Source organism: Teichococcus coralli, from assembly GCF_009829925.1.
GTDB classification, from domain to species: domain Bacteria; phylum Pseudomonadota; class Alphaproteobacteria; order Acetobacterales; family Acetobacteraceae; genus Pseudoroseomonas; species Pseudoroseomonas coralli.
Window position 1 is genome coordinate 92,224 of the sequence record NZ_SNVJ01000011.1, and the last position, 26,522, is coordinate 118,745.

At 70.1% G+C, this 26,522-nt stretch carries 27 protein-coding genes and 1 pseudogene; 14 read left to right on the forward strand and 14 right to left on the reverse strand.

The features are described from left to right. Positions 1 to 71: 71 nt before the first annotated feature. Complete coding sequence (pdxR, locus tag E0493_RS13815) at positions 72 to 1,502, forward strand: MocR-like pyridoxine biosynthesis transcription factor PdxR (protein ID WP_160937568.1); 1,431 nt, start codon at positions 72 to 74, stop codon at positions 1,500 to 1,502. Positions 1,503 to 1,599: 97 nt separating this feature from the next. On the opposite strand, the gene rsmD is transcribed toward pdxR, so the two are convergent. The 3 genes and pseudogenes from rsmD to E0493_RS13830 all read right to left on the reverse strand — a co-directional run bounded on the left by rsmD (position 1,600) and on the right by E0493_RS13830 (position 3,919). Next, entirely contained in the window at positions 1,600 to 2,196 is a 597-nt protein-coding gene (rsmD, locus tag E0493_RS13820; RefSeq protein WP_160937570.1) for a 16S rRNA (guanine(966)-N(2))-methyltransferase RsmD, read from the reverse strand. A 203-nt stretch (positions 2,197 to 2,399) separates the two neighbouring features. Continuing rightward, positions 2,400 to 3,149 (reverse strand): annotated as a pseudogene (locus E0493_RS13825) (pseudouridine synthase); the annotation flags it as partial. A gap of 56 nt (positions 3,150 to 3,205) precedes the next feature. Continuing rightward, entirely contained in the window at positions 3,206 to 3,919 is a 714-nt protein-coding gene (locus E0493_RS13830) for a gamma-glutamyl-gamma-aminobutyrate hydrolase family protein (RefSeq protein WP_160937574.1), read from the reverse strand. Between the two features lie 164 nt (positions 3,920 to 4,083). Here E0493_RS13830 and E0493_RS13835 point away from each other — a divergent pair, with 164 nt between their 5' ends. Then, a complete protein-coding gene (locus tag E0493_RS13835; RefSeq protein WP_160937575.1) occupies positions 4,084 to 4,833 on the forward strand; it encodes an SDR family NAD(P)-dependent oxidoreductase in 750 nt (249 codons plus the stop codon). Beyond that, a complete protein-coding gene (locus tag E0493_RS13840; protein ID WP_160937576.1) occupies positions 4,808 to 5,290 on the forward strand; it encodes a nucleoside deaminase in 483 nt (160 codons plus the stop codon). Before E0493_RS13835 ends, E0493_RS13840 begins: the two co-directional genes overlap by 26 nt. Before the next feature lie 162 nt (positions 5,291 to 5,452). Here the strand turns inward: E0493_RS13840 and E0493_RS13845 are convergent, their stop codons facing one another. Continuing rightward, positions 5,453 to 5,638, reverse strand: coding sequence for a DUF1674 domain-containing protein (locus E0493_RS13845; RefSeq protein WP_160937577.1), 186 nt, complete (start codon positions 5,636 to 5,638; stop codon positions 5,453 to 5,455). Positions 5,639 to 5,680: 42 nt separating this feature from the next. On the opposite strand from E0493_RS13845, the gene htpX reads away from it, so the two are divergent. Beyond that, complete coding sequence (htpX, locus tag E0493_RS13850) at positions 5,681 to 6,640, forward strand: zinc metalloprotease HtpX (protein WP_160937579.1); 960 nt, start codon at positions 5,681 to 5,683, stop codon at positions 6,638 to 6,640. Positions 6,641 to 6,692: 52 nt separating this feature from the next. On the opposite strand, the gene E0493_RS13855 is transcribed toward htpX, so the two are convergent. Beyond that, positions 6,693 to 7,661, reverse strand: coding sequence for a LysR family transcriptional regulator (locus tag E0493_RS13855; protein WP_160937580.1), 969 nt, complete (start codon positions 7,659 to 7,661; stop codon positions 6,693 to 6,695). A 111-nt stretch (positions 7,662 to 7,772) separates the two neighbouring features. On the opposite strand from E0493_RS13855, the gene E0493_RS13860 reads away from it, so the two are divergent. After that, entirely contained in the window at positions 7,773 to 8,204 is a 432-nt protein-coding gene (locus E0493_RS13860) for a DoxX family protein (RefSeq protein WP_160937582.1), read from the forward strand. 56 nt (positions 8,205 to 8,260) lie between these two features. On the opposite strand, the gene E0493_RS23135 is transcribed toward E0493_RS13860, so the two are convergent. From E0493_RS23135 to E0493_RS13870, 3 genes are all read right to left on the reverse strand, one after another. Then, the gene (locus tag E0493_RS23135) at positions 8,261 to 8,860 is read right to left on the reverse strand and encodes a hypothetical protein (RefSeq protein ID WP_202397124.1); all 600 of its coding nucleotides are present in this window, start codon (positions 8,858 to 8,860) and stop codon (positions 8,261 to 8,263) included. A 153-nt stretch (positions 8,861 to 9,013) separates the two neighbouring features. After that, positions 9,014 to 10,249 (reverse strand): argininosuccinate synthase, encoded by a 1,236-nt coding sequence (locus E0493_RS13865; protein ID WP_160937583.1) that lies wholly within the window; start codon positions 10,247 to 10,249, stop codon positions 9,014 to 9,016. A 74-nt stretch (positions 10,250 to 10,323) separates the two neighbouring features. Continuing rightward, entirely contained in the window at positions 10,324 to 10,890 is a 567-nt protein-coding gene (locus tag E0493_RS13870; RefSeq protein WP_160937585.1) for a transposase, read from the reverse strand. A 290-nt stretch (positions 10,891 to 11,180) separates the two neighbouring features. On the opposite strand from E0493_RS13870, the gene E0493_RS13875 reads away from it, so the two are divergent. After that, positions 11,181 to 12,629: an ATP-dependent nuclease gene (locus E0493_RS13875; protein ID WP_160937587.1), complete on the forward strand. Its 1,449-nt coding sequence runs from the start codon at positions 11,181 to 11,183 to the stop codon at positions 12,627 to 12,629. A gap of 147 nt (positions 12,630 to 12,776) precedes the next feature. Here the strand turns inward: E0493_RS13875 and E0493_RS13880 are convergent, their stop codons facing one another. From E0493_RS13880 to E0493_RS13890, 3 genes are all read right to left on the reverse strand, one after another. Continuing rightward, a complete protein-coding gene (locus tag E0493_RS13880) occupies positions 12,777 to 14,093 on the reverse strand; it encodes a PQQ-dependent sugar dehydrogenase (protein WP_160937589.1) in 1,317 nt (438 codons plus the stop codon). After that, entirely contained in the window at positions 14,093 to 14,548 is a 456-nt protein-coding gene (locus E0493_RS13885) for a DUF2231 domain-containing protein (RefSeq protein ID WP_367614517.1), read from the reverse strand. Before E0493_RS13885 ends, E0493_RS13880 begins: the two co-directional genes overlap by 1 nt. 364 nt (positions 14,549 to 14,912) lie before the next feature. Continuing rightward, positions 14,913 to 15,632: a response regulator transcription factor gene (locus tag E0493_RS13890; protein ID WP_160937591.1), complete on the reverse strand. Its 720-nt coding sequence runs from the start codon at positions 15,630 to 15,632 to the stop codon at positions 14,913 to 14,915. Between the two features lie 252 nt (positions 15,633 to 15,884). On the opposite strand from E0493_RS13890, the gene E0493_RS13895 reads away from it, so the two are divergent. From E0493_RS13895 to E0493_RS13910, 4 genes are all read left to right on the forward strand, one after another. Then, entirely contained in the window at positions 15,885 to 17,084 is a 1,200-nt protein-coding gene (locus E0493_RS13895) for a GTP cyclohydrolase II (RefSeq protein WP_202397125.1), read from the forward strand. 54 nt (positions 17,085 to 17,138) lie between these two features. Next, a complete protein-coding gene (locus E0493_RS13900) occupies positions 17,139 to 17,654 on the forward strand; it encodes a L,D-transpeptidase family protein (RefSeq protein ID WP_160937593.1) in 516 nt (171 codons plus the stop codon). Positions 17,655 to 17,734: 80 nt separating this feature from the next. Further along, positions 17,735 to 18,577, forward strand: coding sequence for a bifunctional DNA-formamidopyrimidine glycosylase/DNA-(apurinic or apyrimidinic site) lyase (gene mutM, locus E0493_RS13905; RefSeq protein ID WP_160937595.1), 843 nt, complete (start codon positions 17,735 to 17,737; stop codon positions 18,575 to 18,577). A gap of 61 nt (positions 18,578 to 18,638) precedes the next feature. Next, a complete protein-coding gene (locus tag E0493_RS13910) occupies positions 18,639 to 19,394 on the forward strand; it encodes an enoyl-CoA hydratase (protein WP_160937597.1) in 756 nt (251 codons plus the stop codon). Between the two features lie 202 nt (positions 19,395 to 19,596). Here E0493_RS13910 and E0493_RS13915 read toward each other — a convergent pair whose 3' ends face one another. Next, positions 19,597 to 19,947, reverse strand: coding sequence for a RidA family protein (locus tag E0493_RS13915; protein WP_160937599.1), 351 nt, complete (start codon positions 19,945 to 19,947; stop codon positions 19,597 to 19,599). Between the two features lie 249 nt (positions 19,948 to 20,196). On the opposite strand from E0493_RS13915, the gene rpsT reads away from it, so the two are divergent. Together rpsT and dnaA are read left to right on the forward strand one after the other, a co-directional pair. Then, positions 20,197 to 20,475 (forward strand): 30S ribosomal protein S20, encoded by a 279-nt coding sequence (rpsT, locus tag E0493_RS13920; protein ID WP_160937600.1) that lies wholly within the window; start codon positions 20,197 to 20,199, stop codon positions 20,473 to 20,475. 347 nt (positions 20,476 to 20,822) lie between these two features. Beyond that, the gene (dnaA, locus tag E0493_RS13925) at positions 20,823 to 22,301 is read left to right on the forward strand and encodes a chromosomal replication initiator protein DnaA (protein ID WP_160937602.1); all 1,479 of its coding nucleotides are present in this window, start codon (positions 20,823 to 20,825) and stop codon (positions 22,299 to 22,301) included. Positions 22,302 to 22,407: 106 nt separating this feature from the next. Here dnaA and E0493_RS13930 read toward each other — a convergent pair whose 3' ends face one another. Beyond that, complete coding sequence (locus E0493_RS13930; protein WP_160937604.1) at positions 22,408 to 22,632, reverse strand: hypothetical protein; 225 nt, start codon at positions 22,630 to 22,632, stop codon at positions 22,408 to 22,410. Positions 22,633 to 22,740: 108 nt separating this feature from the next. Then, the gene (locus E0493_RS13935; protein ID WP_160937606.1) at positions 22,741 to 23,286 is read right to left on the reverse strand and encodes a hypothetical protein; all 546 of its coding nucleotides are present in this window, start codon (positions 23,284 to 23,286) and stop codon (positions 22,741 to 22,743) included. A 402-nt stretch (positions 23,287 to 23,688) separates the two neighbouring features. On the opposite strand from E0493_RS13935, the gene coaA reads away from it, so the two are divergent. Continuing rightward, on the forward strand, positions 23,689 to 24,642 hold the full coding sequence (coaA, locus tag E0493_RS13940; protein ID WP_160937608.1) for a type I pantothenate kinase: 954 nt from the start codon (positions 23,689 to 23,691) through the stop codon (positions 24,640 to 24,642). A gap of 266 nt (positions 24,643 to 24,908) precedes the next feature. After that, positions 24,909 to 26,522: an MBOAT family O-acyltransferase gene (locus E0493_RS13945; RefSeq protein ID WP_160937610.1), complete on the forward strand. Its 1,614-nt coding sequence runs from the start codon at positions 24,909 to 24,911 to the stop codon at positions 26,520 to 26,522.

Genomic DNA, 26,522 nt, shown 5'->3' on the forward strand with positions numbered 1-26,522 from the left:
CGGTCCTCGGTTGACAGGCGGATGCTTGCGCCGGGAAATTGGTCGGCGCGAGGGCCAATCCGGAGCGGAAATTGCCGACCACTTCCCTGACGGCGCCGGACCTGCCGCTGCTGCTGGACGGCAGCGGAGGCAACCAGTCCAGCCGCCTGCATGCCGGGCTGCGCGCCGCCATCCTCGGCGGCCGGCTGCCCGCGGGGCTGCGCCTGCCCTCCAGCCGGGCGCTCGCCGCCCAGCTCGGCCTGCGCCGCAACGCCGTCATCGCGGCCTATGAGCAACTGCTGAGCGACGGGCTGGCGGAATCCCGCACCGGCGCCGGCACCTTCGTGGCGCCCCGGCTGCCGCAGGGGCACGCTCCCGGGCCGGTGGAGGCTGCCCCCCGCCCCACCCTGCCGCCGCCCGCCGCCCAGGCGCCCTTCGCCATCGGCCGCACCCAGCCGGACCAGGCGCTGCTCGACCAGCTCGGCCGCCTGATACGGCGCCAGCTCGCGCAGGCCGACCCCGCGCATTTCGGCTATGGCGACCCGCGCGGCGGCGAGCCGCTACGCGCCGCCATCGCCGCCCACCTGGCGGCGACGCGCGGCATCCTCTGCGATCCCGGCCATGTCCTGGTCACCAGCGGCACGCGCCACGGCCTGCACCTCTGCGCCGCGACGCTGCTGCGGCCGGGCGACGCCGCCTGGATGGAGGACCCCGGCTACCCCTCCGCGCGGCAGATCCTGGAGGCCGCCGGCGCCCGCCTGGTGCCCGTGCCTGTGGACGGCGCCGGGCTGGACGCCGCCGAGGGCCGCCGCCGGGCGCTCGCCGCGCGGCTGGCCTATGTCACGCCCTCCCACCAGTTCCCCACCGGCGTGACCATGAGCATGCCGCGCCGCCTCGCCCTGCTCGAATGGGCCCAAGAGGCCGATGCCTGGGTGCTGGAGGACGACTACGACAGCGAGTTCCGCTATGCCGGCCCGCCGCTGACGGCCCTGGCCGGCATCGACCGGCAGGCCCGCGTCATCTATCTCGGCACCTTCTCCAAGACGCTCTTTCCGGGCCTGCGCATCGGCTACCTGGTGCTGCCGCCCGCCCTGCTGCCCGCCATCACCACGGCCCGCGCGGCGGTGGACCGCTTCCCACCCAGCCCGCTCAGTGGCGCCCTGGCCGAGCTGGTGAGCGGCGGCGGCTTCGCGGCGCATGTCCGCCGCATGCGCGGCCGCTACCGCGCGGCGCGCGACCGCGTGGCCGAAACCCTCACCCGCACCTCCGAAGGCGCCCTGCGCGTCGCCGTGCCCGACCAGGGCCTGCACCTCCTGGCGCTGCTGCCGGATGGCCTGCCGCCCGGCGCGGCGCGGGCGATCCGCGCGGCGGCCGGCGTGGAAGGCTGGCTGCTCTCCGACACGCGCATCATTCCGAAGGAACCGGACGGCTTCGTGCTGGGCTTCTCCGGCCACCCGCTGCCGGCACTGGAACGGGCGGCGGAACGCCTCGGCCGCGCGGCGCGCAACTTCGCCCGGGCATGAGGGGGCTCTGCCCCCTCAAACTCTCCCTTCATCCCCCCCCGGGCAGGGGACACGGTCCCCTGCACCCGCGGTTCCGAGGAAAGGGTTTCCAAAGGCCTCAGGCCTTTGGCGGGGTGGGTTCGGGAGAGGCAGCGCCCCGCCCGCCCGCCCGTAGGCAGACCAGCCGTGCCGCGCCATGCGCCCGCTCGGCCAGCACCTCCGTCTCCGGCAGGTCCAGCGCCTCCTCCTGTCCCACTTCCGCGACGATCAGCGCCCCCGGCGCGATCCAGCCGGCCGCGCCAAGGGCCGCCACGGCGCGCGGCACCAGGTCCTGCCCATAGGGCGGGTCGAGAAACACCAGCCCGCAGGCGGCGGCGGCGCGCGGCGGCCGGGTGGCGTCGCCCGGCAGCACGCGTGCCCGCTCCTCCTCCCGGCAGGCCGCGACATTGGCCCGCAGCACCGCCAGCGCGGCGCGGTCGCGCTCGATGAAATGCGCCATGGCGGCGCCGCGCGAGAGCGCCTCCAGCCCCAGCGCGCCGGTGCCGGCGAAGGCGTCCAGCACCTGCGCCGCCTCCACCACGGCCCGCCCGGCCCAGGGCGCATGCCAGAGCATGTCGAACAGCGCCTGCCGCACGCGGTCGGCGGTGGGGCGGGTGGCGGCGCCGGGCGGCGCCTCCAGGCGGCGGCCGCGATTCCGGCCGGCGATGATCCGCATGCCGCTCAGCGCGGCTTGCGCGGCCCGCGGCGGCGCGGGCCCTCGGGCTGGTCGGCCGCCTCCGGCCCCTGCACCACGGCGCCCCAGGGGCGGCGCAGCGGCTCGCTCGCGTTGCGCGCGCGCGGCGGCCGCGCCGGGCGGCTGCGCTGCACGCCCTCGGGCTTCGGCGCCCCCTTCTGCTTCGCCTCGGCGGCCAGTTCCACCCCGCGCCGGATGCGCGGCGGCGCGTCCAGCCCGAGCTGCTCGCGCATGAACTTGGCGTTCACCTCCTCGACCGCCCCGCGCGGCAGGGTGCCAAGCTGGAACGGCCCGTAGGCGGTGCGGATCAGCCGCGTCACGGTCAGGCCGAGATGCTGCAGCACCCGGCGCACCTCGCGGTTCTTGCCCTCGCGCAGGCTGACGGTCAGCCAGGCATTGGTGCCCTGCCGCGAGTCGAGCCCGGCCTCGATCGGCCCATAGGCGACGCCCTCGACGGTGACGCCATGCGCCAGCGCCGCCAGCGCCCGCTCGTCCACCCGGCCATGCACGCGGGCGCGGTAGCGGCGGATCCAGGCATTGTCCGGCAGTTCCAGCTTCCGCGAGAGCGCGCCGTCATTGGTCAGCAGCAGCAGCCCCTCGGAGTTGAGGTCCAGCCGCCCCACCGAGATCAGCCGCGGCAGCCCCTCCGGCAACTCCTCGAAGACGGTGCGGCGCCCCTCGGGGTCGCGGTGCGTCGTCACCAGCCCCGGCGGCTTGTGGTAGCGAAACAGCCGGCTGCGCTGCGCCGCCGCCACCGGCTTGCCGCCCACCGTCACCGTGTCGCCCTCGGCCACGAAGGTGGCCGGTGCCTCCACCCTGCGGCCGTTCAGCGCCACCTTCCCCTCGGCGATCAGCTTCTCGGCGTCCCGGCGGCTGGCGATGCCGGCGCGCGCCAGCCACTTGGCGATGCGCTCGCCCTTCTGACCCTCTGGCAGCCCCTCTGACTGCTCCTCGGGCAGCCCCTCGGGACCGTCGTCATCCGCCGCGCCGCTCATCGGCAGGCCGCCACGAAACCGTCGAGGATGCGCTGGTCGGCGGCGTCCACGGCGTATTCCGGGTGCCACTGCACGCCGAGGGCGAAGCGGTGGCCGGTGGACTCGATCCCCTCGATCACCCCGTCCGGCGCCACCGCGTTGATGACGCTGGCCGGCCCCGGCCGCTCCACCGCCTGGTGGTGCGCCGAGTTCACCGCCATCCGCGTGCCACCGACCAGCCGCGCCAGCAGCGTGCCCTCGGAAATCTCCACCGTATGGCCGGGCTCGGTGCGCGGGTTCGGCTGCTCATGCGCCAGCGCGGCGGGGATGCTGTCCGGGATGTGCTGGATCAGCGTGCCGCCCAGCGCCACGGCGAGAAGCTGCTCGCCGCCGCAGATGCCGAGGATCGGCATGTTCCGCTGCAGCGCGCCGCGCACCATGGCCAGCTCGAAGGCGGTGCGGCCTTCCTTCAGCGCCACCGTCGGGTGCGCCGCGCCGCCGCCATAGAGGGCCGGGTCCACGTCGAAGGCACCGCCGGTGACCAGCAGCCCGTCGATCTCGTCCAGATAAGCCTCGGCCAGTTCCGGCGCGTGCGGCAAGGCGACGGGCAAACCTCCGGCCCGCGCCACACTCGCGAAATAGTTCTGGCGGAGGGCGTACCAGGGCAGCTTGGAGTAGCCGCCAGGCTGTTCCGCATCCAGGGTCAGGCCGATCAGGGGAAGCTTGCGCATGGTGGGGTTGCTAGCCGCGCACGGCACGGGGGACAACAGAAAGGTTGGGGGAATGAATTCCCCCAACCCCCTTCTTCTTTTTGCCGGATAGAAGACAAAGAAGAGGGGGTGCGGGGGAGAATTCATTTTCCCCCGTGTCCAGCGCCGGAAGGAAGGGACAGCGGATGCAACTGGCAGGAAAGCGCGTGGTGGTGATGGGCGGCAGCCGCGGCATCGGGCGCTCCGTCGCGCTCGGCTTCGCCCGGGAGGGCGCGGCGGTGGCCATCTGCGCCCGTGGCGCGGCGAAGCTCGCCGAGACCCAGGCCGAGATCGCCGCCCTCAAGGTGCCGGCCTTCGCCGCCCCCTGCGACCTGGCGGAGGCCGAGCAGATCGCCCGCTTCATCCCCGAGGCGGCTGAGGCGCTGGGCGGCATCGACGTTCTGGTGAACAACGCCTCCGGCTTCGGCGCCACCGATGACGAGGCCGGCTGGGCCGCCTCCTTCGCGGTGGACATGATGGCGATCGTCCGCGCCACGCATGCCGCCCTGCCCTGGCTGGAGACGTCGGGCGCCGGCGCCGTCGTCAACGTCTCCTCGATCTCGGCGCTGCGGGCCAGCAGCCGCAGCGCGCCCTATGGCGCGATCAAGGCGGCGGTGGACCACTACACCGGCAGCCAGGCCAAGATGTACGCCTCCAAGGGAATCCGGGTGAACGCCGTCGCCCCCGGCTCGATCGAGTTCCCCGGCGGCTCCTGGGAGAAGCGCCGGCTGGAGGGCGCGCCGCTCTACGAGCAGATCCGCAACCAGATCCCCGCCGGCCGCCTGGGCCATCCCGAGGAAGTGGCGGACGTGGTGCTGTTCCTGGCCTCGCACCGCGCCCGATGGGTGACGGGGCAGAGCATCGTGGTGGATGGCGGCCAGCTCATCGGCCCCTGAGGTGCCGCCCCCGCGCCCGATCGAGCTGGCGCTGGCGGAGGCGCGCGCCGCCGCCGCGCGCGGCGAGGTGCCGGTGGGCGCGGTGGTGACCGACGCCGCCGGCACGGCGCTCGGCCGCGCCGGCAACCGGGTGGAGGAGTTGCACGACGCTTCCGCCCATGCCGAGCTGCTGGCCCTTCGCCAGGCCGCCACGGCGCGCGGCGAACCCCGCCTGCCCGACTGTACCCTGACGGTGACGCTGGAGCCCTGCCCGATGTGCGCCCAGGCGGCCAGCTTCTTCCGGGTGCGGCGGGTGGTGTTCGGCGCCTATGACCCGAAGGGCGGCGGCGTGGAGCATGGCGCGCGCATCTTCGCCGCGCCCTCCTGCCACCACGTGCCGGAAGTCGTGGGAGGCGTGCGGGAGCGCGAATGCGGGGAGGCGCTGCGCGCGTTTTTCGCGCAGCGCCGGGGAGGCTGACGCCTCCCGGTAGCGGCGCTGCGGTGATCTTCGAACAAAGCATGTCCAAAAGGCGCACCTGCCGCGGCGGCATTCCCGAGTCGCACGAACGAATCGCGGACGTCTCTCCCGCGCGGGACGGGGGGAGCCAAGGCGGCGCGGGGAAGCGCCCTTGCCGCGGCGTCAGAAGTCGCTGACGCGCCCCTTCCGTTCCCAGTCGCCGTAGCGGGTCGGTTCCGGACCCTTGGGCCCGTCGATCTCCTTCGGCATCTTCGGCTTCTCGGCGACCTTCGGCGCCTCCGCTGCCGGCTGGGCCTCGGTCTGGCTTGGGCTGGCCGGCTTGCCGGCCTCTTGCTGAGCGCGTGTCATGCACCCCATCTGGGGATGGGAACGCGGAAACGGAAAGAGGGCATGAGCGGCTATCTGCGAACGACCCTGCTGCTGGCGGCGATGACGGCGCTCTTCGCGGCCGTGGGCTATGCCATCGGTGGCCGTGGCGGCATGATGGTGGCCTTCGGCGTGGCCTGCGTCACCAACCTCTTCGCCTGGTGGAACAGCGACCGCATGGTGCTGCGGATGCACAACGCGCAGCCCGTCGGCCCGCAGGAGGCACCGGATCTCCACGCCATGGTGTCCCGGCTGGCGCAGCGCGCCGGCCTTCCGATGCCGGCGCTCTACATTATCCACGAGGATCAGCCGAACGCCTTCGCCACCGGCCGGAACCCGGAGAACGCGGCCGTGGCGGTCAATACCGGTCTGCTCCAGCGTATGCCGCCGGAGGAGGTGGAGGGCGTCATCGCTCATGAGCTGGCGCATATCCGTCACCGGGACACGCTGATCATGACCGTCACCGCCTGCCTGGCCGGCGCCATCGGCATGCTGGCGCAGTTCGGCTGGCTGTTCGGCGGCCTGCGCGGGCGGGACGAGCGCGGCGGACTGGGCCCGATCGGCTCGCTGCTGATCATGCTGCTGGCGCCGCTGGCCGCCATGGTGGTGCAGATGGCGATCAGCCGCTCGCGCGAATACGAGGCGGACCGCGGCGGCGCCGAGATCAGCGGCAACCCCGGCGGCCTCGCGCATGCGCTGATGCGGCTGGAACAGGGCCGGCGCAGCTTCATCAACCACGCCGCCGAGGCCAATCCGGCCACGGCGCACATGTTCATCATCAACCCCCTGGCGGGGCTGCGAATGGACAGCCTCTTCTCCACCCATCCCAGCACCGAGGAACGCGTGGCGCGGCTGATGGCGCTGGCGGGCGAGATGGGCGGCCCTCCGCCGCGCGCGGCGCAAAGCGCGTGGCAAGCGCCGGGCGCGGCGGCCGGCCCCTGGGGTACGGCACGGCCGCAGCGGCGGCGCGGGCCCTGGGGATAGAAAGAAGAAAGCGCGGCGGAAGGAATTCTCCCGAACTCCCGTCTTTTTGCTGTCAGTCATTTTCAGGGAGTCCGAGATCCCGGTGCAGCGCCTTGACCTGCGCGCAGCCCTCGGTCGCCTCGCGCGCCACCGTCAGCACCAGCCGCCGCAGCCAGGCATGGCCCTGGTCCGCCTCCAGGCGGCGCGGGAAGAGCAGCGAGAGGCGGCTGTGCGGGATCTCCACCGGGCAGGGGCGCAGGGCCAGGCCATGCGCCTCGGCCAGTTGCATCGCCAGCCGGGCAGTGAGCGCCATGACCATGTCCGTGCGCTTCAGGATCGCCGGCACGGCGGAAAGATGCGCCACCACGGCGCCCAGCCGGCGCGGATGGCCGGCCTGGCGCATCGGCTCGTCCAGCGCGCCCTCGCGCGAGCCGTTCGGCGAGTGCAGCAGGTGCGGCCAGGCGGCGAAGCGCTCCGGCGTCATCGGGCCATCGGCCAGGGGATGGTCGGCGCGCATCAGGGTCAGGAAGACCTCGGGCAGCAGGCGCAGCCGGGTATAGAGGGCGGGCGGCTCGGGCAGCATGCCGAGGGCGATCTGCACCGCGTCGCTCTCGAGCAGGGCAAGGGCGTTGGTGCGGTCGGCGTGGCGGATGGCGAGCAGGCAGCCCGGCGCCTCGGTGGCCATCCGCGCCAGCAGGGGGGGCGCCAGCACGGCCTCGGCATATTCGGAGAGGCCGATGGGGAAGACGCGCTCGGCGGTGGCGGGCTCGAAGGGGGCGTGGGCGGCCAGGGCATCGCGCAGGCGGTCCAGCATCTCCGCGACCGGCTGCATCAGGGAAAGCGCGAGCGCGGTAGGCTCCACGCCGCCGGGGCGGCGGAGAAACAACTCGTCCTGCAGGGTGGCGCGCAGACGGGCGAGCGCGTTGGAAACGGCCGGCTGCGAAAGGTTCAGCCGCTGCGCGGCGCGCGTCACGTGCCGCTCGCGCGCCACCGCGTCGAACACCCGCAGCAGGTTGAGGTCGAGCCGGGCCAGGTCGGTCATTGATGCCGCCAATGATGGCCGTTTCCGATGGCGGTTGGAAGCCGGAGGTGCCTTGGACGTAGAGGGGAACGCAACGGCCGCCACAGGCCCCCTCTCCCACGGAGAACACCCATGCTGGATTCCCGCACCGCGCCCTACGCCGCCCTGCTGCTGCGCGTCAGCCTCGGCGTGATGTTCCTGGCGCACGGCTTCCTGATGAAGATCCTCACCTTCGGCCTCACGGGCACGATGGGATATTTCGGCAGCCTCGGCTTTCCGCCCGTTCTCGGCGCGGTGGTCGCGCTGGCGGAAACGGCGGCGGGCATCGCGCTCGTGCTCGGCATCTGGACGCGGCTGGTCTCGCTGCTCGCGGTGCCCATCCTGATCGGCGCGACGCTGCAGCATATCGGCAATGGCTGGGTGTTCAGCCGGCCGGGCGGCGGATGGGAGTTCCCGGCGTTCTGGATCGCGGCGCTGCTCGTGCAGGCGGGGCTCGGCGCCGGCGCCTGGGCGCTGGTCCCGGCGCGGCTGATCGGCCGCAACCGCCGGCCGCAGCTCGCCTGAGAGAAGAGGCGAAGGAGCCGGGCGGGGAAGACCCCGCCCGGCGGCCAGGCGGATTCTTAGCGGGGCGAAACGGTCCGCACGCTGCCATCCGGCATGTATTCGAGGATCATGCCGCCCCCGTTGTAGGCGCCATTGCCGACGTTCTGCCGCGGCAGGTCCAGGCCCTGGAAGGGCTGCTGCGGCGGGTTCGCACGGCTGTCGCCGCGCATGCCGCCCTGCATCGCCATGTTGCCCTGCATCGACTGGCCGTGCATGGCGCCGCCCATCCGGTCGTGACCCTGCATGCCACCCGGCGGGGCCATGCCGCCACCCGGCATCGCGCCACCCGACATGCTGCCGCCGGACATACCGCCGCCAGACATGCTGCCACCCGACATGCTGCCGCCGGACATGCTGCCGCCCGACATGCTGCCGCCGGGGACGCTGCTGCCAGACATGCCGCTGCTGCCGTAGCTGCCGCCGCCGGGCACGCGGCTGTCCGGCATACGGGTGCTGGAAGGGCCGACGCCGTTCTGGACGGCGCCGCCAAGCTGCGTCGGGGAGTTCTGGGTGCCGTAGCCGGCGGTGCCGTAGACGCCGGTCTGGGCATGGGCCAGGGGGGCACCGATGGCAAGGGCCAGGCCCGCGGCGGCAATGGTGGTCGGAAGACGGATCATGCGCGTCTCCTCCTTCGCTGGTTTTTTCCTGCCGCTGGCCGGGTGGCCGCAGCTTGTGGCGAAACAACGCGAGCGAAAGAGGGGGGTTTCGGACCCCGCGCGGCAGGGGGCGGGCCGCGGGAGAGGTCGCCCTCGCCCGCGGCCCGCCGCGCATCAGACGGCGCCGCCCTTGCGGCCGGCCATGGCGCCCAAGCGCAGGCGCAGCGCGTTCAGCTTGATGAAGCCCTGGGCGTCGAACTGGTCGTAGGCGCCCTGGTCCTCCTCGAAGGTGACGTATTTCATGGAATACAGGCTGTTGGGCGACTGGCGGCCGGTCACGATGGTGTTGCCCTTGTAGAGCTTCAGGCGGACGGTGCCGCTGACGCTGTTCTGGCTCTCGTCCACCATGGCCTGGATCATGCGGCGCTCGGGGGCGAACCAGAAGCCGTTGTAGATCAGCTCGGCGTAGCGGGGCATCAGGCTGTCCTTGAGGTGGGCCACCTCACGGTCCAGGGTGATGCTCTCGATGGCGCGGTGGGCGGCGTGCAGGATGGTGCCGCCGGGGGTCTCGTAGCAGCCGCGGGACTTCATGCCGACGAAGCGGTTCTCGACGAGATCCAGGCGGCCGATGCCGTTGGCGCGGCCGAGCTCGTTCAGCTTGGTGAGCAGGGACGCGGGGGAGAGGCGCTCGCCGTTGATGGCGACGGCGTCGCCGCGCTCGAACTCCACCGTGATCTCGGTCGGGGTGTCGGGCGCGTCCTCGGGGCGGATGGTGCGCTGCCAGACGGATTCGGGGGGCTCCTGCCAGGGGTCCTCCAGCACCTTGCCCTCGCTGCTGCTGTGCAGGAGGTTGGCGTCCACGCTGAAGGGGGCCTCGCCGCGCTTGTCCTTGGCGATGGGGATCTGGTTGGCCTCGGCGAATTCCAGCAGGCGGGTGCGGCTGGTGAGGTCCCATTCGCGCCAGGGGGCGATGACCTTCACGTCCGGCTTCAGGGAATAGTAGCCGATCTCGAAGCGGACCTGGTCGTTGCCCTTGCCGGTGGCGCCGTGGGAGACGGCATCGGCGCCAACCTTCTCGGCGATCTCGATCTGGCGCTTGGCGATGAGCGGGCGCGCGATGGAGGTGCCGAGGAGGTAGCAGCCCTCATAGAGCGCGTTGGCGCGGAACATCGGGAAGACGAAATCGCGCGTGAACTCCTCGCGCAGGTCGTCGATGAAGATGTTCTCCTCCTTGATGCCGAGGAGGCGGGCCTTGTCCCGCGCCGGGCCGAGCTCCTCGCCCTGGCCGAGATCGGCGGTGAAGGTCACCACCTCGCACCGGTAGGTGGTCTGCAGCCACTTCAGGATGACGGAGGTGTCCAGCCCGCCGGAATAGGCGAGAACCACCTTCTTCACGTCCTTCACCGCCATAGCGTCCGGTTCCTTTTCCGCTGGGAGCGCGTTCCGGCGGGGTTTGCCGCAGCGGGCGGGCGCGGGCAAGGCGATCATGACCAGGAGAGGCGGACGGAGCGGGGAATCCGCCGCCGGCCGGCGGTGGCGCGGGCGAGATGGAGCAGGCTGCGGATGGCCTCGGGCGGGGTGCGGGGGCCGAGGGGGAGGCGGAGGAGGGTTTCGGACAAAAGCGGATCGGGCAGGAGCCAGGGGGGCGCATCCAGCGCGGAGCGCAGGCCGAGGCGGCGGATCAGCACCAGGAGGGCCAGGCCGCCGAGGCGCGCGGCGCGGCGGCAGGCGCGGCAGATGGCGTATTCCAGGGCGCGCAGCGGGTGGTCGGGCGGGGCCTTGGCGAGGGCGCGGAGCAGGGCATGCCAGACGCCGGCATGGGTGAGGCGGCGGAAGAAGCGGGAGACGGTATCCGGCTTGCCGTGATGTTCGGCCAGGGATTTCCACGGGGCGCCGCGCTGGTGGGCGAGGTGGAAGATCGCATCCAGCCGGGCGCGGGGATCGGCGGTGCGGCGGCCCTGAGGGGAGAGGGCCGGGAGAAAGGGTTGGAGGGCGGCCCAGGCGGCGTCGGAGAGCGGGGTCCAGGGGGTTCGGGGGGTGAGGCGGGACATGGGGGCCGCTCCGGGTGGGAAGCGGGAGGGTATTAGGAATTTATGCCTTTTGTCAAGCTTCTACCAGAGGCTCGTCTATCCCTCGCTAGGGGCGTAGCTCAGCCACCTTTTGGACTTAAAAACAGAGGTTCTCATCGTACATTTTCGCGCTAATCTTCTACCCTGAGTTTATATCAACCGCTTTAGGTTCGAAGATGGAGAGACAAAGATGGGATAATACTGCTTCGAAAAATATACAGCGCCGCTCCTAAATTATTGTATATTTTCTAGAAAAATAACGAGCAGACCACATGGTAGATGTGCGAAAAACATTGGCAGCGAAATACAAGCTTGCTCATCGTTTTAAGAATTTTGGACCTGTTATTACATCATCTGATGTGGAAGGTTTTCGAGGTGTAAAAGCAAAATTATCATTCGAATACCCAATTACCGCCCTCACAGGCTTTAACGGATCTGGGAAAAGCACAATTGGGCAACTCATGCTTTGCGGCTATAAGAAACTATCGACTTCAACAACACGAAAACGATTTTACGTAAAAGATTTTTTTCCTTCTTCTGCTGCTGATCCCGAACCCTTTATCCGCGACGCGGCGGTCACATTTCGCTATCAAACAGACAAACCAGAACAACCACAAGAACTAACCATAAGTCGAGCACAGAAGGAGTGGTCCGGATACAAGCGGCAGCCCGAGCGGAATACCGAGTACGTGGGTTTCACAGTCTACATACCCAAAGTCGAACGCAGAGATTTAAGTATATATGGCGCAGCCAATTTGGAATTGACTTCTCGCAACGAAATCGAAGACGCCGCCCGTCGTGTGAGCCGTATTCTTGGCTCCAACTATGATGATATTTATTTTCAAGGAGTTTCCCTCAAAAAGCGAGAGGGAGAATTAGGAATTGCCTGCCGATTAGGAGCAACCTATTCAGAAAATAATATGGGATTTGGTGAAGGCAGGCTCATCTATACGGTTAGGCTACTCGAAACTTGCCCTGAGCAAAGCTTAATAGTTCTTGAGGAGCCGGAAACATCTCTACATGAAAATGCTCAGTACGAATTTGTTAAGTACTTAATGGATGTGGTCGATCGCCGCCATCACCAGATTATATTTTCGACTCATTCTAGCGTTATGATGGATGCCCTTCCCCCGGAAGGCCGCAAGTTGCTTATACGAGATCAGGATGGCGTAAAGGTTTTTGACAATGTGTCCTCTTCTCGTATCCGGACAGCATTATCCGCTGGCGAACGTGGCCATTTTGTTATTTGTGTGGAAGATAAATTTGCTCAGTCGATGCTGAGGGAAATCCTGATGCGTTTTGATCGCCAGCTCATTGAAAGCGTTGAAGTTCTCCCCTTTGGGGATAACCGAGCCGTTGTTTCGGCACAGAAAGCCATCATCCATTCTGGACAAAAAGCAATTTCTGTTCTGGACGCCGATCAAACCGCCAATGAGAGCCAAGGAATATACTGTCTCCCTGGCTCTCTCCCTCCAGAAAAAGAAGTATTTCATTCAAAGTCTGCCGAGAAAACGCTGCGCGAAAACTATGGGTTCGATTTTCCTACTTTTCGCACATCCTTCCCAGATCATGATCACCATCAATACGCAAGCCACATTGCAGAGAAGAAAAGCTGCTCGCGAGAAGTTCTGGAGAGCGACTGTATACGGGCATTTCTCGATGAAGTCGGCGCGACGTGGTATGACAGCCTCTGCAAGAAGATTAGGACCGCAATTTCGTAGCACAAGATGCGCGTTATTCTATCCACAGCGTAGGGTAAGAACTTCCCAAGATATGGTTTCAAAGCCTGATAAGCAGGCAGGTCCAGGAGGCTCAGCCTCCTGGCGGATGGGGGTCCGGGGGAAGGCGGCGCCTTCCCCCGGCCGGCCTCAGCGGGCGGGCGTCATCCGCCACACCGTGTTCGACAGGTCATCGGCGATGATGAGGGCGCCGCGCGGGTCCACGGTGACGCCGACCGGGCGGCCGCGGGCGTTGCCTTCCTCGTTCAGGAAGCCGGTCACCACGTCCTGCGGGGGGCCGGCGGGGCGGTTGTCGCGGAAGGGCACGAAGACGACCTTGTAGCCCACGGGATTGGTGCGGTTCCAGCTGCCGTGCTCGCCGACGAAGGCGCCTTCCGCGAAGGGGGCGCCCATGGCGGGGGTGGAGAAGTCCACGCCCAGCGCCGCGACGTGGGAGCCGAGGGCGTAGTCGGGGGCGATGGCGGCGGCGACCTTTTGCGGGTCCTGCGGGCGGACGCGCTCGTCCACGTTCTGGCCCCAGTAGCTGTAGGGCCAGCCGTAGAAGGCGCCTTCCTTCACCGAGGTCAGGTAGTCCGGCACGAGGTCGGGGCCGATCTCGTCGCGCTCGTTGGCGACGGCCCAGAGCTGGCCGGTGCCGGGCTGGATGGTCAATGCCGTGGGGTTGCGGATGCCGGTGGCGTAGGGGCGGTGGGCGCCGGATTCGGCGTCGATCTGCCAGACCATGGCGCGGTCCACCTCGGCGGCCATGCCGCGCTCGGTGATGTTGCTGTTGGAGCCGATGCCGACGAAGAGGGATTCGCCGTCCGGGCTGGCGGCGAGGGACTTGGTCCAGTGGTGGTTGATTTCGGCCGGGAGGGCGGTGACCTGCTCGGGCGGGCCGGAGGCCTCGGTCTGGCCGTCGCGGTAGTCGAAGCGGACCAGGGCGTCCTGGTTGGCGACGAAGAGGCTGCCGTTGACCAGGGCGAGGCCGTAGGGGGCGTTGAGGTTTTCCGCGAAGGTGTGCTGGAGCTCGTAGGTGCCGTCGCCGTCGGCGTCGCGCAGGAGGGTGAGGCGGTCGCCGCTGGGGGCGGAGCTTTTGCCGAGGCTCTTGATGAAGCCGGCGACGAAGTCCTTGGGGCGGACCTTGGGCGCCTGCTTTCCGCCGGAGCCCTCGGCCACCAGGATGTCGCCATTGGGCAGCACCAGGGTCTGGCGGGGGATGCGGAGGTCGGTGGCGATGGGCTGGATGGTGTAGCCCTCGGGCACGGTGGGGCGCTCGTTGTTCCAGCCCGCCGGGCGGGGGATCGTCATGTTGGGGAGGAGGCCGCGCTGGGGCTGGGGCAGCGTGGGGTCGGGGCCGGTCTGGCCGGGCCGCGGCGGGTTGGTCTGCGGCTGGGCGGCGGCGGGGGCGGCCTGGAGGGCGAGGAGGGCCAGCGCCGCGGCGCCGGCGGTGTGGAGCGGGCGCATCAGGTGGTTTCCCTCGGCTGGAGGCGGGAATAGCCCAGCCAGGCGGCGACGAGCGCCAGGAGGGCGGCGATGGCGGAGAGGGGGATGGCCTCCGGCATGATGGCGAAGGCGTCCTTGGCGTGGACGAGGGCGTTGAGGAAGCCGAGCACCCACATGGCGAGCAGCACAGCGAAGTAGAGGCCGGCGCGCTTGCGGGCCGGGGCGCGGGCGCGGATCAGGTCCACCAGCGCCCAGAGCACGGCGAAGGCGCCGACGAGCAGGCCGCCGGCGATGAGCCAGGAGGCGAAGTTGGTCCACTGGACGTGGAAGCTGGCGTTGTAGGCGAGGTCGCTGAGCAGCGCGCCGAGGAAGAGCGGCAGCGGGAAGGCCAGCAGGATGGCGTGCAGCGGGTGGAGCGGGCGCGGGGATCGGGTTGGGAGTTGGGTCGGGGATCTGGAGGTCGGGGTGGCGGCCACGGCGGATCCTCTTGTTTCTTAGCCTGGTTTCCGGGTCGGGCCGGGCGGCGCGCAGGGTGACGCGGCCTGCCTCCGGCGGGGACGATGTCAGGAGAACGGGGCAGTCAACGGGGGGTTGCGGGGCCGTCGTGCGGCTCGCCGTTCAGGGGCAGTCCCCGTGCGGGCGGCCTCGGTCCCGCCGCCGGCGGGGGGCCATCATTGCGCTCGCGGCCAGGGGCGTTCGTGATCGCGGGCCAATGCGCCCTCGAAGGCGGGAGCCTGGGGAAGGCGGCGCCTTCCCTTTGCGCGGGTGGCGGGGGGCGCGCATGAAAAAAGCCGGGCCTGCGCGGCCCGGCTTTGTTGGGTCTGAGCGGCGCGAACGCCCTCAGGCGGCGGCGGCGCGGCCGGCCTGGGGGTCGAGGCGGTAGCCGCCGCCCTCGGTGAGGAGGAGCGCGGCGTTGGCCGGATCGGGCTCGATCTTCTGCCGGAGGCGGTAGATGTGCGTCTCCAGCGTGTGGGTGGTGACGGCCGCGTTGTAGCCCCAGACCTCGTTGAGGAGGACCTGGCGGGCGACGGGGCGGCCACCGGCGCGGTAGAGGAACTTCAGGATCGCCGCTTCCTTCTCGGTCAGGCGGATCTTGCGGTTCTTCACCGGCTCCAGCAGGAGCTTGGCCGAGGGGCGGAAGGTGTAGGGGCCAATCACGAAGACGGCGTCCTCGGAATTGTCGAACACCCGGAGCTGCGCGCGGAGGCGGGCCAGCAGCTCGCCGATGCGGAAGGGCTTGGCGATGTAGTCGTTGGCGCCGGCGTCGAGGCCGCGCACCACGTCCTGCTCGGCATCGGCGCCGGTCAGCATGATGATGGGGAGCTTGACGCCCTGCTGGCGCAGGCGTGCGCAGAGGTCCCGGCCATCGCCATCGGGGAGGCCGATGTCGAGCAGCACGGCGTCGAAGCGGGCGCCGCCGGCGAGGAGCTGCTCCGCAGCCTCCGCAGAGGAGCCGGCCTCGGCGGGCGCGAACTCACCGTCCAGCGCCAGTTGTTCGGACAACGTGGCGCGCAGGGCGTCATCATCGTCCACGATCAGGATCGGCCGCGGGCCAGTCATGCGATTTCTCGACCTAGCCAGTGGAAAGACAAGGCATCAACCTTCCAGATATGGAGTTCCCGACGGGAAGGCCATCAAGCCTTATCGTGACGGCAGTATGGCCATCCGGCAAGTCCCGGAACGGGTTCAGGCGCATCCAAAGATTGATTTTTCTGCCGAAAAACGGGGGATGGCAATCCTGCACGCGGCGCCACATTGCCAGAGACGGGACTCCGCGACCAGATTACCCGAAAGGCGACGGGAAGCGATGGGATGACCAGCACAGGAAACGTGGCGCCGGATGTGAGGCATGATCCGGAAATCGGAGCTCCCCTGCCGGATGCCACCGCCCTGATGCTGCGCGCGGTGCACCGGGCGGCGAGCGACCTGCGGCGCGGGACGCCGGTGCTGATCGAGGGGCCGCAGGGACCTTTGGTGGCCGCGGCCGCGGAGGTGGTGGGGGCGCGGGGGCTGGCGGAGCTGGCCGCGGCCGCGCTGGCGCCCCCGGTGCTGCTGCTGGCGCCGGTGCGGGCGGCGGCGGTGTTGCAGCGGCCGATCGCCGCCGCGCCGCCGGGCGGGGCCGAGGGGCGCAAGATGGAGGAGGGCGTGGTGGCGCTGCGGCCGGGGCCGGCGCTGCTGGAGCCGGCGGCGCTGCGGCGGCTGGCCGATCCCGTGGCGGAGCGGCTGCTGCCGGAGCTGCCGGAGCTGATCCCGCCGCCGGCCCTGTCTCCGGCCGCGCTGGCGCTGGCCAAGCTGGGGCGGCTGTTGCCGGCGCTGGTGGCGGCGCCGGCGCGGGCCTCGGCGGCGGCGCAGCTCGGATTGCTGAGCGTGCCGGCGGCGGATGTGCTGGCCTATCCCACCACGGCGGCGACCACGCTGGCGCGGGTGGCGGAGGCGCGGGTGCCGCTGGAGAATGCGCGGGACGCGCGGATCGTGGCCTTCCGGGCGGCCGATGGGGGCATCGAGCACCTGGCGATCCTGGTGGGGGAGCCGGAGAAGCTGGCCGAGGCCGGCGGGGCGCCGCTGGTGCGGGCGCATTCGGAGTGCTTCACGGGGGACCTGCTGGGCAGCCTGCGTTGCGACTGCGGGCCGCAGCTGCGCGGCGCCATCCGGCGCATGGGGGATGAGGGCGCCGGCGTGCTGCTCTACCTGGCGCAGGAGGGGCGTGGGATCGGGCTGGTCAACAAGCTGCGGGCCTATACGCTGCAGGACCAGGGGCTCGACACGCTCGATGCCAACCGGGCGCTGGGCTACGGGGCCGACGAGCGTGGCTTCCTGGTGGCGGCGACCATGCTGCGGGCGCTGGGCATTCCGCGGGTGCGGCTGCTGACCAACAATCCGGACAAGATGGCGGGGCTCGCCGCCTGCGGCATCGTCGTGGAGGGGCGGGAGGCGCATCGCTTCGCGGCCAACGGGGTGAATGACAAGTACCTGGAGACCAAGGCGGAGCGGTTCGGGCACCTGCTGCGCTGAGGGCCGGCCCGCGGGGCCCTTGCCAGGGCGCGCGGGCGCGGCATGCTGGGCGGCATGGCCCGTTCCGATGACCTGACCGCCACTGTTTTCCCCGATGGCCGCGTCGTGCTGCGCGGCACCACCTGGCGCTGCGCCCTGGGCAAGGGGGGCGTGCGGCGGGACAAGGCGGAGGGGGATGGGGCGACGCCGGTGGGGCGGCTGCCGCTGCGGCGGGTGCTGTACCGGGCCGACCGGGGGGCGGCGCCGGCCTGCGCGGTGCCGGTGGAGCCGATCGGGCGGAACGACGGGTGGTGCGACGATTCGTCGCATCCGGCCTACAACATGGCGATCCGGCTGCCGCATGACGCGCACCATGAGGCGCTTTGGCGGCAGGACCCTGTCTATGACATCGTCGGCGTGCTGGGGTGGAACGACGCGCCGGTGGTGCGCGGGCGGGGCAGCGCGATCTTTCTGCACCTGGCGCGGCCGGGCTATGCGCCGACCGAGGGCTGCATCGCGCTGGAGGCGGGCGACCTTCGGGCGCTGCTGGCCATGGGCGTGACGGCCTTCGAGGTGCTGGATGCGGGCTGAGGCTTCCCCATCTCTGCGGAACTGACAGAAAGAAGATGGGGGTCCGGGGGAATTCCTTCCCCCGGCCTTTTTGGAGCGCCATGCCCGAGCTACCCGAAGTCGAGACCGTGATGCGTGGCCTGGCGGCCGTGCTGGAGGGCCGCACCATCATCCGCGCCGCCACCAACCGGGAGGGGATGCGCTGGCCCTTCCCCGCCGGGCTGGCGGCGCGGCTGACCGGCGCGCGGGTGGAAGGCTTCCGGCGGCGCGGCAAGTACATGCTGATGCGGCTTTCGGGCGGCGATTCGGCGCTGATCCATCTCGGCATGTCCGGGCGGATGGTGGCGCGGCCGCGCGGGGCCAATGCGCCGCCGCCGGCGCATGAGCACCTCGCGCTGGAGGTGGAGGACGGCACGCGGGTGGGCTTCGTGGACCCGCGCCGGTTCGGCTGCGTGGACCTGGTGCCGACCGCCGCCGAGGATGGGCACAAGCTGCTGGCCGGGATGGGGCCGGAGCCGCTGGAGGAGGGCTTCACGCCCGGCGTGCTGGGGGCGGCGCTGGCGGGGAAGCGGACGCCGGTCAAGGCCGCGCTGCTGGACCAGGGGGTGGTGGCGGGGCTGGGCAACATCTACGTGGCGGAGGCGCTGTTCCGCGCCGGGATCTCGCCGCGGCGGCTGGCGCAGACCATCCCCGGCGCGCGGGCCAGGCGGCTGGTGCCGGCGATCAGGGCGGTGCTGGAGGAGGCCATCGCGGCGGGCGGGTCCTCCTTGCGCGACTACGTGCGGGCGGATGGCGAGCTCGGGCATTTCCAGGACCGCTTCCAGGTCTATGACCGGGAGGGGGCGCCCTGCCCGCTCTGCCCGGGCGCGCCGGCTTGCCAGGGGGTCGCGCGCATCGTGCAATCCGGGCGCAGCACCTTCTTCTGTGCCCGCACACAACGCTGAAGCAACGGGAGGCCGCGCCATGCCGGACGCCACGCAAGACCAACCCCCGCAAGACCAACCCATGATCCTGACCGAGGTGCAGGGCCGCGCCGGGGTGATCCGGCTGAACCGGCCCGCCGCGCTGAACGCGCTGTGCGACCAGCTCATGGGCGAGCTGGGCGAGGCGCTGGGGCGGTTCGACGCCGACCCCGCCATCGCCGCCATCGTGCTGACCGGCAGCGAGCGCGCCTTCGCCGCCGGGGCGGACATCAAGGAGATGCAGAACCGCCGCTTCCCCGGGACCTACCTGCACGACTTCATCGGCGCGCGCTGGGAGGCGGTGCTGACGGTGAGGAAGCCGGTGATCGCGGCGGTGGCCGGGTTCGCGCTGGGCGGCGGGTGCGAGCTGGCGATGATGTGCGACCTCATCCTGGCGGCCGAGACGGCGAAGTTCGGGCAGCCGGAGATCAATCTCGGCATCATCCCCGGCGCCGGGGGAAGCCAGCGGCTGACCCATGCCATCGGCAAGTCCAAGGCGATGGAGATGGTGCTGACCGGGCGGATGATGAACGCCGAGGAGGCCGAGCGCGCCGGGCTGGTGGCGCGCGTGGTGCCGGCCGAGTCGCTGGTGAGCGAGGCGGTGGCGCTGGCGGAGAAGATCGGCGGGCTTTCCGCGCCGGCCGTGGCCATGGCGAAGGAGGCCGTCAACGCCGCCTTCGAGCTGCCGCTGCGCGAGGGCGTGCGGCTGGAACGGCGCCTGTTCCTCGGGCTGTTCGGCACCGAGGGACAGAAGGAAGGCATGGCGGCCTTCCTGGAGAAGCGGAAGCCACGCTTCTGAAGCGGGGCTTGAGCGCTGGGGGAGAAAGAATTCTCCCCCAGGCCCCCTCTTCTTCTTTTCCATCCGTTGGGCGGTGCGGGCGGCATGCGCCCGCGCCGGGGCTGGCGCAGCCCCCCCCTCCCGCCGGCGACGGCGACCGGCAGGTCAGAACCGACAAAAAGAAGATGGGGGTCTGGGGGAATTCCTTCCCCCAGGCTTTTGTTCAACGCGCGGCGACGGCGACAACCTCGATCAGCGTGTCCGCCGAGCCCAGGTTGGCCACGCCCACCGTGGCGCGGGCCGGCAGGTTCTCGGCGCCGAAGAAGCTGACCCAGGCCTCGTTCATCTCGGCCTTGGCCGCCATGTCCGTGACATAGACGGTGGCGGAGAGCACCTTGCTCTTGTCGCTGCCGGCGCTGGCCAGGATCTCCTGCAGGCGCGCCAGGGCCTGCTCGGTCTGGCCCTTCATGCCCACGCCCTCGCGCCTCTCGGCCACGATGCCGCCGAGATGCAGCACGCCGCCATGCGCCACGGCGCGGTGCATGATCGGGGTGCGGGTGATCCGTTCAATCATCGGGTGGTCCTGTCCTGGTGGAGGGCGGCAGTCTGCCGCCGGGCGGGACGCGGGGGAAGCGGGGCCGGCCTGCGTTCCGCGGCGGGTCGCGGGGGCCACACCAGGGCCGAATCCGGGCCCCGGCCAGGCGGCGGGCCCCGCATCCATTGACTCCCGCCTCCCCCGGCGGCTAAACCGCGCCTTCCCGCAGCGACCCCGAGGGGTTCCGCGCGTTCCTGAAGACACAGACGACTGGTTCGAAACACCGCCATGGCGAACACGGCTTCCGCGCGCAAGCGCATCCGGCAGACGGCCATCCGCAACGAGCGCAACCGCGCCCGCCGCTCCCGCGTCGGAACCTTCCTCACCAAGGTCGAAAAGGCGATCGCCTCCGGCGATCAGGCCGCGGCCAAGGCCGCCTTCCAGGACGCGCAGCCGGAGATGCAGCGCGCCGCGACCAAGGGCGTGCTCCACCTCAACACGGTTTCGCGCAAGCTGTCCCGCCTTTCGGCGCGGATCAAGGCGCTGGGCGCGGCCGCGCAGGGCTGAACATTCCGCGCTCCGGCGCGGAATGACCGGCGGCTTTCGTGTTCTCGCTAAGTCCCCGTTGCGCCAGAGGCGCGGCGGGGGATAGCCTCCAGAGACCACGCGCTAGACCAAAACGACTCAATTACATCACCGGATTACCGGTCGACTTTCGCCTCGTGGGTTCTGTTCTTGAATCCGAGGTCGCAAGCGAATCGGTGATTTGCGTCCTGCGCACGGCGAGCGGTACCAATGTCCGTCCTGGTCCTGGCCACAGTCGGAACAGGCCGACCGTGCCGCACAGTGGTTCCTTCCCCCGCAAGGGGATGCATCAGGCTGGCCTCGGGCCAAAAGGGTGGCAGGTGCTTCGCATGGAGAAAGAGCTCGGCGCTTCCCCTTCCGCTGCCACCGGGCAGGTCACGGAAGCCTGGGCCCGCATTCGCGGCCGGCTCAGGGAGGAAGTGGGCGAGGTCGAGTATCGCAGCTGGCTGCGCCAGATGACCCTTTCCGCCATCGAGGGCGAGGAGGCGGTCATCCTGCTGCCGACCCGCTTCCTGCGCGACTGGGTGCGCGGCCATTACGGCGACCGCCTGCGCAGCCTCTGGGTGGCCGAGAACCTGGGCGTGCGCCGGGTGGACATCCGCGTCGCCCCCGAGCTGCGCGCCCCCGAGCCGGAGGCCGCGATGGCCGACGGGCAGGCCAATGGGCAAGCTGGCGGGCTCGCGGGGGCGGCGCCGGTGGCGCGGCCGCAGCAGGCGACGCTGGCGCTGGCCGAGCCCCTCTCCTCCCCGCCGCGCGCCGAGTCGCGCGCCGAATCGCGCAATGACTGGGCGGCGCCGCTCGATCCGCGCTTCACCTTCGAGAGCTTCGTCGTCGGCAAGCCCAACGAGTTCGCCCATGCCTGCGCGCGGCGGGTGGCGGAGAAGCCGGCGAGCCCGGGCTTCAACCCGCTGTTCCTCTATGGCGGCGTCGGGCTCGGCAAGACCCACCTGATGCACGCCATCGCCTGGGCGATCTCCTTCAACGGCCAGCGCAACGTCGCCTACATGTCGGCCGAGAAGTTCATGTACCGCTTCATCGCGGCGCTGCGCGCGCAGTCCACCATGGAGTTCAAGGAGAGCCTGCGCTCGGTCGACGTGCTGATGATCGACGACCTGCAGTTCCTGATCGGCAAGGACAACACGCAGGAGGAGTTCTTCCACACCTTCAACGCGCTGGTGGATGCCGGGAAGCAGATCGTCGTCTCGGCCGACAAGTCGCCCTCCGACCTTTCGGGGCTGGAGGACCGGCTGCGCACGCGGCTCGGCTGCGGCATGGTGGCCGACATCCACGCCACCACCTACGAGCTGCGCATCTCCATCCTGCAGGCCAAGGCGCAGGGTGCGGACGTGGAGGTGCCGCCGCGGGTGCTGGAGTTCCTGGCGCACAAGATCACCTCCAACGTCCGCGAGCTGGAGGGCGCGCTGAACCGGCTGATCGCGCATGCCAACCTGTTCGGCCGGCCGATCACCCTCGAATCGGCGCAGGAGGTGCTGCACGACATCCTGCGCGCGCACGACCGGCGGGTGACGATCGAGGAGATCCAGCGCAAGGTGGCGGAGCACTACAACATCCGCCTGACCGACATGTCCTCCGCCCGGCGGGCGCGCAACGTGGCGCGGCCGCGGCAGGTGGCGATGTACCTGGCCAAGCAGCTCACCTCCCGCTCGCTGCCCGAGATTGGCCGGCGCTTCGGCAACCGCGACCACACCACGGTGATGCACGCGGTCTCCCGCGTGGCGGAGCTGATGCAGGCCGACAGCACCTTCGCCGAGGATGTCGAGCTGCTGCGGCGGATGCTGGAGAACTGAGGCCAGCCCGCGCCGGGCCGCGCGGGCGAGGCGGGGCCGGGGGCCTCATCGTGGCGGCGCCGCGCTCCCCTGCCCGCCCCTCCTGCTGCTTCCGGCGGCGGGCGCCTCACCGCCCTGGCGGGGCCCGTCCCGCTTGCGGCCCGGCGCCCCGGGCGCGCAGGAGCGCCGTGGCCGAAAGCAGGACGGCGGCAACCAGGATCGCCGCCGCGATCAGGCCGGCCGGCGTGGCTCGCGCGGCGGCCGTGAGGGTCCTGCCGCCGCCCAGGCTGATCTCGACGCGGGCATGCATCTCTTCCGGATGAGCCGGGAGCATCGGTGAGGCCTGGTTCATCGGACCGCCTTCGGCATGCTGCGCGCCGCCCCATGGCCGCTGGCCCATGGGCGTGGGTCGCAGGGTGGCTTGAGGCAGGTTGCGTGCCTGCCTGCGCCAATCCCGCCCTCACGGCATGGGCGGATTGTTTCGCCTGCCCTCAATCGGGTTGATCAGCCCGCTGCCAGCCGTGGGGCTGCCGACGCCCGGCGCGGGGCTCTGCATGCTGCGGCCCTCGATCGGATTGATCGTGCCGGTGCCCGCGGTCGGGCTGCCGATGCCGGGCATGGGGTCCTGCATCCTGCGGCCCTCGATCGGATTGATCGTGCCGGTGCCCGCGGTCGGGCTGCCGATGCCGGGCATGGGGTCCTGCATCCTGCGGCCCTCGATCGGATTGATCGTGCCGGTGCCCGCGGTCGGGCTGCCGATGCCGGGCATGGGGTCCTGCATCCTGCGGCCCTCGATCGGATTGATCGTGCCGGTGCCCGCGGTCGGGCTGCCATAGGCGGCCGCGGGCGGGGCGGGGCTCCTGGAAGCCGGCGGCGTGTCGCAGGCGGCCAGCAGGGCTCCAAGGCCGCAAAGCATCGCGAGAGACAAGCGGGGCATGGGAATTCTCCGGAACCGGGTTGCGCTCTGCCAGAGGGCCAGCACGCGCGAAGAGCCCAGGTAATTCATTTTGATTCCGTATCGGAAATCATTTTTCCTTGCCCGCCGGATTGCTTGTGCGAAGCGTGCCGGCGGCAGGCTCCTTTCCCGTTTTTCTTTGGAATGGGCCCGGCATCTGGCACGCCGAGAGCCTTCGCCGCCGGCCAGCGCCTTCCCCGATGCGTCGGACGGCGGGACAGGGCGTGCGCGGGCGGGGATTGCCCCTCGCCCATGCCGTGCCGGCGGCTGCCATCAGCGCGGCCGGAAGGACCGGAGAAAGGAAGGGGGGGCGAGTCGGGGGAGGCGCGCTTCTTGCCCGGCCCTGCCTCCCGCAGGGGCTGAGGGCTGAAATTTCTCCTTCCCAACCTTCGCATCGCAGCGCAGCAATGCCAGAATTGCCGAAACGTTCAGGCCGGCGAGAAGGGTTGCCTGATGGATGATGCTGCCATCCCGGCCGAGGGGGCTTCGGTGAGCGCGGCGTATCGCAAGTTCGGGCGCCAGGAATGGGCGGGGCTGCGGGCCAACACGCCGCTCTCGCTTTCCGGCGAGGACATCGAGGGCCTGCGCGGGCTGACCGAGCGGCTCTCGCTGGACGAGGTGGTGGATGTCTTCCTGCCGCTCTCGCGCCTGCTGAACCTGCATGTGGCGGCGGCGCGCAGCCTGGGGCTGGTGCAAGACACCTTTCTCGGCCAGCCGGCGGCGCGGCCGCCCTACATCATCGGCATCGCCGGCAGCGTGGCGGTGGGCAAGAGCACCTTCGCCCGCGTGCTGCGCGCCCTGCTGGCGCGCTGGCCGGACCACCCGAAGGTGGAGCTGGTGACCACCGACGGCTTCCTCTACCCGACGCGGGTGCTGGAGGAGCGCGGGCTGATGCAGCGCAAGGGCTTCCCGGAGAGCTACGACCTGCGGCGCATGATCGCCTTCCTCAGCGCGGTGAAGGCGGGCGAGCCGGAGGTGGCGGCGCCGGTCTATTCGCACCTCTCCTACGACATCGTCCCGGGCAAGCAGCAGTTGATCCGCCGGCCGGACATCCTGATCTTCGAGGGGCTGAACGTGCTGCAGGCAGCGCCGGGGGCGACCCTGCTGGCCTCCGACTTCTTCGACTTCTCCGTTTATGTGGACGCCGAGGAGCGCGCCATCGCCGACTGGTACGTCCAGCGCTTCCTGCTGCTGCAGCGCACCGCCTTCCAGCAGGCGGGCTCCTACTTCCAGCGCTACAAGGACCTGCCGCAGGAGGAAGCCGTCGCGGTGGCGCGGCGGATCTGGGAGGAAATCAACCTGCGCAACCTCCGGGAGAACATCCTGCCGACGCGGGAACGGGCGCGGCTGGTGCTGCGCAAGGGGCCGCAGCATGCCGTGGAGGAGATCCGGCTGCGGCGGATGTGAGCCGCGCCGCCTTGCGCCGCCGGCCCGGGAGGCCGGTGGGGCGGCTCGCGGCGGCGAGGAAGGGGGATTCCGGCCGCCCGTGAGGGCCCGTGACCATCTGGTTATTTCCCCTTTGGGCAGTTCGCCCTAAAATGGCCGTGATTGACCCTCTGGACGGTTCGAACGGTACAAATTTTTAAGTATCGTCTCGGCAACCGCCACAGCCGGAATCGCTCTCCTCCCGGTTGTGCGACTCGCAATGCCGGCTCCAAAAGGGTCTCCGCCCAATGCTGTTCAACTCGGCCATCTTCATCGCTGGGTTCCTGCCAGTTGTGCTCCTGGGCTTCTTTCTCTTCGCCGGGACAGGGCGCCAGCGGCTGGCCGGGGTCTGGCTGACCCTCGCCTCGCTGTTCTTCTACGCCTGGTGGGACCCGCACTACCTGCCGCTGCTGATGGGCAGCATCGTCGCCAACTACCTGCTGGGGGGCTGGCTGCTGAAGCACCCCTCGCGGCTGGTTCTGCTGCTCGGCATCGCCGGCAACGTCCTGCTGCTGGGGTACTACAAGTACACCGGCTTCCTGGTCGGCACGCTGGACGACACGCTCGGCCTCGGCTGGAACGTGCCGCACATCATCCTGCCGCTGGCGATCTCCTTCTTCACCTTCCAGCAGATCGCCTATCTCAGCGACGCGCATGACGGCGCGGTGGTGGAGCACGACTTCCTCAACTACTGCCTGTTCATCACCTTCTTCCCGCACCTGATCGCCGGGCCGATCACGCACCACCGGGAGATGCTGTCGCAGTTCAGCAACCCGGACAATTTCCGCCCGCGGCTCGACAACATCTCGGTCGGCGCCACGCTCTTCGTGCTCGGGCTGGCGAAGAAGGTGCTGCTGGCCGACCCGATGGGGGCGGAGGCCGGCCCGGTCTTCGCCGCGGCGCAGGGCGGCATGGCGCTGCCGCTGCTGGACGCCTGGAGCGCCGCGCTGGCCTATACCATGCAGCTCTACTTCGACTTCTCCGGCTACACCGACATGGCGATCGGGCTGGGGCTGCTGTTCGGCATCAGCCTGCCGCCGAACTTCGACAGCCCCTTCAAGGCGCACAACATCGCCGACTTCTGGTCGCGCTGGCACATGACGCTGACGCGCTTCCTGACGGCCTACCTCTACAACCCGATCGTGCTGCGGGTGACGCGCGCCCGCGTCGCCGCCGGCAAGCCGCTGCCGCGGCGCGGCAAGATGGGGGTCAGCACCTTTCTGGCCCTGGTCGCCTACCCGACGCTCGCCACCATGGCGATCTCGGGCATCTGGCACGGCGCGGGCTGGACCTTTGTCGCCTTCGGCCTGCTGCACGGCTTCTACCTGGTGACGGTGCAGGGCTGGCGGGCGCTGAAGGCGCACTGGGGCTGGAAGGTGGACAGCGACAAGCTCCGGCACCGCGTGCCGGCCGTGCTGCTGACCTTCCTCTGCGTGGTGGTTGGCAACGTCTTCTTCCGCTCGGCCAGCATGGAGGCGGCGCTGAGCATGCTCTCCAGCATGGTGGGCCTGAACGGCGTGCTGCTGCCGACCTCCTTCGCGCGCATCCCCGGCATCGCGCCGCTCGCCGGGCTGCTGGGCATTCCCTTCGACGCCGGGCCGTTCTTCCGGCCGGTGCTGGCGGTGCAGATCGCGCTGCTGCTCGGCATCGTCTGGTTCCTGCCGAACACGCAGCAGTTCCTGCGGCGGTACCGCACCGCGCTCAACTGGCGCCCGCAGACGGCCTGGCTGCAGCAGCGGCTGGCGGCCGCCACCTGGCGGCCCAGCATGGCCTATGGCGTGGCGCTCGGCGTGCTCGGCTTCTTTGCCCTGGCCCGCGCCATGTCCGCGGCGCCGACCGAATTCCTTTATTTCCAGTTCTGA

Coding starts and splice junctions, on each gene's coding strand:
- E0493_RS13930 (WP_160937604.1), bottom strand. CDS start 22,632: ATGAACCAGGCCTCACCGATGCTCCCGGCTCATCCGGAAGAGATGCAT.
- E0493_RS13890 (WP_160937591.1), bottom strand. CDS start 15,632: ATGACTGGCCCGCGGCCGATCCTGATCGTGGACGATGATGACGCCCTG.
- E0493_RS13915 (WP_160937599.1), bottom strand. CDS start 19,947: ATGATTGAACGGATCACCCGCACCCCGATCATGCACCGCGCCGTGGCG.
- E0493_RS13865 (WP_160937583.1), bottom strand. CDS start 10,249: ATGGCGGTGAAGGACGTGAAGAAGGTGGTTCTCGCCTATTCCGGCGGG.
- E0493_RS13855 (WP_160937580.1), bottom strand. CDS start 7,661: ATGACCGACCTGGCCCGGCTCGACCTCAACCTGCTGCGGGTGTTCGAC.
- rsmD (WP_160937570.1), bottom strand. CDS start 2,196: ATGCGGATCATCGCCGGCCGGAATCGCGGCCGCCGCCTGGAGGCGCCG.
- E0493_RS13895 (WP_202397125.1), top strand. CDS start 15,885: ATGACCAGCACAGGAAACGTGGCGCCGGATGTGAGGCATGATCCGGAA.
- E0493_RS13840 (WP_160937576.1), top strand. CDS start 4,808: ATGGCGGCCAGCTCATCGGCCCCTGAGGTGCCGCCCCCGCGCCCGATC.
- E0493_RS13910 (WP_160937597.1), top strand. CDS start 18,639: ATGATCCTGACCGAGGTGCAGGGCCGCGCCGGGGTGATCCGGCTGAAC.
- E0493_RS13860 (WP_160937582.1), top strand. CDS start 7,773: ATGCTGGATTCCCGCACCGCGCCCTACGCCGCCCTGCTGCTGCGCGTC.
- E0493_RS13835 (WP_160937575.1), top strand. CDS start 4,084: ATGCAACTGGCAGGAAAGCGCGTGGTGGTGATGGGCGGCAGCCGCGGC.
- htpX (WP_160937579.1), top strand. CDS start 5,681: ATGAGCGGCTATCTGCGAACGACCCTGCTGCTGGCGGCGATGACGGCG.
- E0493_RS13875 (WP_160937587.1), top strand. CDS start 11,181: ATGGTAGATGTGCGAAAAACATTGGCAGCGAAATACAAGCTTGCTCAT.
- E0493_RS13845 (WP_160937577.1), bottom strand. CDS start 5,638: ATGACACGCGCTCAGCAAGAGGCCGGCAAGCCGGCCAGCCCAAGCCAG.
- E0493_RS13880 (WP_160937589.1), bottom strand. CDS start 14,093: ATGCGCCCGCTCCACACCGCCGGCGCCGCGGCGCTGGCCCTCCTCGCC.
- E0493_RS13900 (WP_160937593.1), top strand. CDS start 17,139: ATGGCCCGTTCCGATGACCTGACCGCCACTGTTTTCCCCGATGGCCGC.
- rpsT (WP_160937600.1), top strand. CDS start 20,197: ATGGCGAACACGGCTTCCGCGCGCAAGCGCATCCGGCAGACGGCCATC.
- E0493_RS13870 (WP_160937585.1), bottom strand. CDS start 10,890: ATGTCCCGCCTCACCCCCCGAACCCCCTGGACCCCGCTCTCCGACGCC.
- E0493_RS13830 (WP_160937574.1), bottom strand. CDS start 3,919: ATGCGCAAGCTTCCCCTGATCGGCCTGACCCTGGATGCGGAACAGCCT.
- E0493_RS13935 (WP_160937606.1), bottom strand. CDS start 23,286: ATGAATTACCTGGGCTCTTCGCGCGTGCTGGCCCTCTGGCAGAGCGCA.
- coaA (WP_160937608.1), top strand. CDS start 23,689: ATGGATGATGCTGCCATCCCGGCCGAGGGGGCTTCGGTGAGCGCGGCG.
- E0493_RS23135 (WP_202397124.1), bottom strand. CDS start 8,860: ATGATCCGTCTTCCGACCACCATTGCCGCCGCGGGCCTGGCCCTTGCC.
- mutM (WP_160937595.1), top strand. CDS start 17,735: ATGCCCGAGCTACCCGAAGTCGAGACCGTGATGCGTGGCCTGGCGGCC.
- E0493_RS13945 (WP_160937610.1), top strand. CDS start 24,909: ATGCTGTTCAACTCGGCCATCTTCATCGCTGGGTTCCTGCCAGTTGTG.
- dnaA (WP_160937602.1), top strand. CDS start 20,823: ATGGAGAAAGAGCTCGGCGCTTCCCCTTCCGCTGCCACCGGGCAGGTC.